Here is a 4,006-nt window from a genome sequence, read left to right as displayed (position 1 = left end):
CTGGACGCCGCCCTCGCCGAGGGCGGTATCGAGCGCCACCGCATCACGGCGCTGGCCAGCATTGATCGCAAGCAAGACGAACCGGGCTTGCTTGCTCTGGCGCAAGCCTTGAACCTGCCACTGCAGTGCTTCAGCGCCGCGCAACTGGCGGTGTATGAAGGCCGCCTGAGCCATAGGTCTGCCGTCGCCTTTGCCCATACCGGTTGTTACGGCATCGCCGAAAGCGCTGCCCTGGCCCTGGCCGAACAGCTCAGCGGCGCCCCTGCCCGCTTGCTGATCCCGCGCAAAAAGTCCGCCCGAGCCACGTTGGCATTGGCCTGCGCCGACTGAAATCGCGATAATCGCCGCTTCCGATCATGAGCAATCTTCATGCTCGCCCGCTTTTCCACAGGAATTCTCCATGACCGTCTACTTCATCGGCGCCGGCCCCGGCGACCCGGAATTGATCACCGTCAAAGGCCAGCGGCTGATCCGCAGTTGCCCGGTGATCATCTATGCGGGGTCGCTGGTGCCGGCGGCGGTACTGGAAGGCCATCAGGCCGAACAGGTGGTCAACAGCGCCGAACTGCACCTGGAACAGATTATCGACGTGATCAAGGCCGCCGATGCCAAGGGCCAGGATGTGGCGCGGGTCCACTCCGGCGATCCAAGCCTGTATGGGGCGATTGGCGAACAGATCCGGCAGTTGCGCGAGTTGGGCATTGCGTTCCAGATCATCCCCGGGGTCACCGCCGTAGCGGCCTGCGCAGCGCTGCTAGAGACCGAACTGACGCTGCCGGACATCGCCCAGAGCGTGATCCTCACCCGGTATGCGGACAAAACCCGCATGCCTGCCGGTGAAGACTTCGACAGCCTGGCCCGTCATGGCACAACCATGGCGATTCACCTGGGGGTCAATCATTTGGAGAAGATCGTTGCCGAACTGCTGCCGCACTACGGCGCGGATTGCCCGATTGCCGTGGTACACCGTGCGACCTGGCCGGATCAGGATTGGGCCGTCGGCACCTTGGCGGACATCGCCGAAAAGGTCGCGGCCAAGGGCTTCAGGCGCACGGCGCTGATTGTGGTGGGTCGGGTGCTGGCCAGTGACAGTTTCAGCGCGTCGTCGCTGTATCGGGCCGGGCATGCGCACCTGTACCGACCTTAATCCAAAACTTCATGAGTTGTTATCAACACACTGTTTTAAATAAATAAATACAAAAACCTGTGGGAGGGGGCTTGCCCCCGATAGCGGTGTATCAGTCGCTTAATAAGTAGACTGACAGGATGCTATCGGGGGCAAGCCCCCTCCCACACTTAATCTTTAGCATTAGACAAAAGTCGTAACCGGCTGAAATTAAAGCAAAAAAAAACGGCGCTCACGGGGCGCCGTTTTTTAGTTCGCAGTGAACGCCTTACTCAGTAGTAGGCATTTTCTTTCTGCGTGTGGTCAGTCACATCACGTACACCCTTGAGCTCCGGAATGCGCTCGAGCAAGGTGCGCTCGATGCCTTCACGCAGGGTCACGTCCGCCTGGCCGCAGCCCTGGCAGCCTCCGCCGAACTTCAATACGGCGATACCGTCATCTACCACGTCGATCAAGCTGACCTGCCCGCCGTGGCTGGCCAGCCCAGGGTTGATCTCGGTTTGCAGGTAGTAATTGATACGCTCGTTGACCGGGCTGTCGGCGTTGACGTTCGGCACCTTGGCGTTCGGCGCCTTGATGGTCAATTGGCCGCCCATGCGGTCGGTCGCGTAGTCGACCACCGCGTCGTCGAGGAACGCTTCGCTGAAGGCATCGATATACGCGGTGAAGCTTTTCAGCCCCAGCGCGGTGTCTTCCGGCTTCTCTTCGCCTGGCTTGCAGTAGGCGATGCACGTCTCGGCGTACTGGGTGCCAGGCTGGGTGATAAAGACGCGGATGCCGATACCCGGGGTGTTCTGCTTGGACAGCAGGTCAGCCAGGTAATCGTGGGCGGCGTCGGTAATGGTTATGGCAGTCATGGAAACTCCTCACAGGCTTGCTGGCAGTTTACGCCAAAATATTACGCAGATACAAAGCCCCAGTAATTTTGTCGGAAAAGCCTCGCCATCGTCGTCAGAGGTTTTCATAGCGGTTCATATCCAGCACACCCTCTTCCACCGGCGTGGTTTCGCGGATGTAGGTCGACAGATCGTGGAAGTACTCCCAGAACTGCGGATGGCTGCGGCGCACCCCCCAACGATCGACGATCTTCTCGAAATGCTGGGCGTCCCTGGCATTTTCCATGGCCGCGACGAACGCCGGCACTTGCTCGGCCGAGATATTGAAGATGAAGTTCGGATAACTGCTCAGCACGCCGGGGTAAACCGTCAACGTGTCCAGGCCCGGTTGATAGCGAGAAACCTCACCCAGCATGAACGCGACATTACTGTGGGCGCGGTTGCGCAGCAGGCTGTAGACCTCGCGATAACCGTTGCGGGTTTCGACGCGCAGCATGGTCGCTTCGGGCAGTTGCTCGATGACCTTGAGCCCCGCCGCCGGGCGTGACGTCAGGCGACTCAGAGCCTGCTCGGCATCGCGCAGCACCGGGTCGAGGCCCGGCCGTGAGCAGAATGCGCCGACACAGCGATTGATCGGGTCCGGACTGGCATTGAGGTCGCCAAAACGCGCCAGCAACTGGTTGGCGAAATCGCGTTTAGGGTCCTTTTCATCCAGCTTCAGGCCGGTGGGTTTATCGTCGTCGATCGACTCATAGTCCATCCACAGCTTGACCTTGCCGCTGTTCTGATACCAATCACCAAGGAAATCATCCCGCGAATTCGCCGGCATCAGGCGTAGGAAGTTCTGTTCGGCGCCATTGCGGATCAGGTCGAAGTACAACCGGGTCTGGGCCTGATGGGACACGTTGCCGAACACGTCAAAGTTGACCACCAATTGGTAGTAGGTGCGCTCCAGCAACGGATAATCGAACAACCACAGCGTCTGCGGGACTTCACCGATCAGGCCTTTATTGACCGACGCGCTGTCGAAGTGACGAAAGATGCTCAGCAACGCATTGTCGTTGCCAGCCCACAGGGTCGACCAATCGGGCGCAGGCAACTCGCCATAGCGGTACCGGCGCAACGCTTCGTACTCGTTGCGTTTGTCTCGGTACTTGTGCCACAGGCTAAGCACGCTGCCCACATCGTCGTTCTGCCCGGGCATCGCCAGCAACGGCGTGGCCCGGCCGCGATAGAGCGGATCGGTGATGTACAGGTCGTGTTCGGGCGCCTGGAACAGTGCCCAGAAATTGTCGCGGATCACGTCCGAGGCGACCTGCCCACGGCACACCGGGCCGCGGATAAAGGTGCGTACAAAGAATTCGGCGTTATCGAGCATGAACTGGTAGCGCGCCTGGGCCGGAATCGCCTCGAACGTCTCGAACGGGTTGGCACGGCGACCAGGACCATAGCCCGGCAAGGCGCTGACCTGCCAGTCGCCGCTGTAGAACAAGGATTTGACCCGTTCCATTTTCGCCGCGCTGAGCGGGTACGTGATGTGGGTCTTATGGACGATCACCCCTTGTACCGGCCACAGCCGGTAGTAGATCCGGGTACCGGGATCGTCGTTGGGGCGACGGGTATTGATCAGGTCAATCGGCTGGCCGCTGGGAGTGCGCGAGCGTACCCACTGGAAGAAATGCCCGGGCTCACCGCCTTCGAAATACAGATGGGCAATAAACAGGTGTTCGAACAGCCAGCGGGCGACCAGACTTTCACGGGCGCCGGGAGCGTTGAGCAGGCTTTCCCATTGCAGCACCTGCGCGGCTTCCTGGGCGCTTGGCGCCACGCCTTGCTGGTCAATCGGCGCACCGGAAGCCAGCCAGCGTCGCAGGGTCTGGTACTGCTGGTCGCTCAAGCCGGTCACGGCCAACGGCATACCTTCATTCGGGTGCGCGTCGGCATAGGCGTCGAACTCGCCCGGCAGCGGGCACATGTTCTCGCGGTTCAGGCCCAGCACGATGTCGTCGGGCAGCTTGCCGTTGGGCCGCAACGGCGCGCGGCG

The 4,006-nt window shown here is 60.7% G+C and carries 4 protein-coding genes; 2 read left to right on the top strand and 2 right to left on the bottom strand.

The annotated features are described in order from the left end of the window. Both L9Z73_RS26725 and cobM read left to right on the top strand, forming a co-directional pair. The coding region (locus tag L9Z73_RS26725) for a cobalamin biosynthesis protein (protein ID WP_247407564.1) at window positions 1-330 on the top strand (330 nt) is incomplete at its 5' end. A 70-nt stretch (window positions 331-400) separates the two neighbouring features. Next, window positions 401-1,147 carry a precorrin-4 C(11)-methyltransferase gene (gene cobM, locus L9Z73_RS26720; RefSeq protein WP_247407561.1) on the top strand — a complete coding sequence of 249 codons (747 nt, stop codon included), beginning with the start codon at window positions 401-403 and terminating at the stop codon, window positions 1,145-1,147. 251 nt (window positions 1,148-1,398) lie between these two features. On the opposite strand, the gene nfuA is transcribed toward cobM, so the two are convergent. Together nfuA and L9Z73_RS26710 are read right to left on the bottom strand one after the other, a co-directional pair. Next, a complete protein-coding gene (nfuA, locus tag L9Z73_RS26715) occupies window positions 1,399-1,983 on the bottom strand; it encodes a Fe-S biogenesis protein NfuA (RefSeq protein ID WP_003190728.1) in 585 nt (194 codons plus the stop codon). A 94-nt stretch (window positions 1,984-2,077) separates the two neighbouring features. Then, a partial coding sequence (locus L9Z73_RS26710) for a fatty acid cis/trans isomerase (RefSeq protein WP_247407560.1) occupies window positions 2,078-4,006 on the bottom strand: 1,929 nt, incomplete at its 5' end.

The organism is Pseudomonas emilianonis (assembly GCF_023072625.1).
Taxonomy (GTDB): Bacteria; Pseudomonadota; Gammaproteobacteria; order Pseudomonadales; family Pseudomonadaceae; genus Aquipseudomonas; species Aquipseudomonas paraveronii.
The sequence above is the reverse complement of the archived record's forward strand: the minus strand, read 5'-3'. Positions and strand labels throughout refer to the sequence as shown.